General features: G+C 45.3%; 1 protein-coding gene. It reads right to left on the bottom strand.

Features of this window, described 5'->3' with window-relative positions:
- The coding region (locus tag ACWHAR_RS29755) for a Na+/H+ antiporter NhaC family protein (RefSeq protein WP_452088774.1) at nucleotides 1-589 on the bottom strand (589 nt) is incomplete at both ends.

The following is a 589-nucleotide window of genomic DNA, read 5'->3' as shown; positions in this document are numbered from 1 at the left end:
GGCTAGAACCGCGATACCAATGCTTTTTCTCGTATATGGCGATGCTTCTGCACATGAAATGTCTTTTGTTTCATATTGTTTCGGTTTACGGTATACGATCACTGATAAAATAAGGCCGACAACCATACCTGCAACTGGAATAATCAGTGCGTACGGAATATCAGCAAGCGGAACGTTTAACCCGGCATCCGCCATATTGTCCTTCAGCATGCCTTGGAAGATTTGGCCGAAACCGACCGGAAGCAAAATATAAGGAGCCGTTAAGCCAAATGTAATTAAACACGCGATCAGACGGCGGTCCATTTCAAGTTCATTAAAGATTTTCAAAAGCGGCGGAATCAGCACCGGAATAAACGCGATGTGAACCGGAACGACGTTTTGCGAAAAACAAGATACAATTAAAATAATCAGCACAATCAGCACCTTAGACAGTGCTTTTTTTCGAGAATCTTCTTTATTTCCGATTAATTTAACAGAGGCTTCCACCATTGCGTCCGGAAGACCCGTTTTCGTCAAAGCGGCGGCAAACGCGCCAAGCATGGCGTAGCTGACTGCAACGGTGGCATTTCCGCCGAGACCGTCTGTGAAA

This window comes from Bacillus sp. LR--39, from assembly GCF_053613335.1.
The sequence above is the reverse complement of the archived record's forward strand: the minus strand, read 5'-3'. Positions and strand labels throughout refer to the sequence as shown.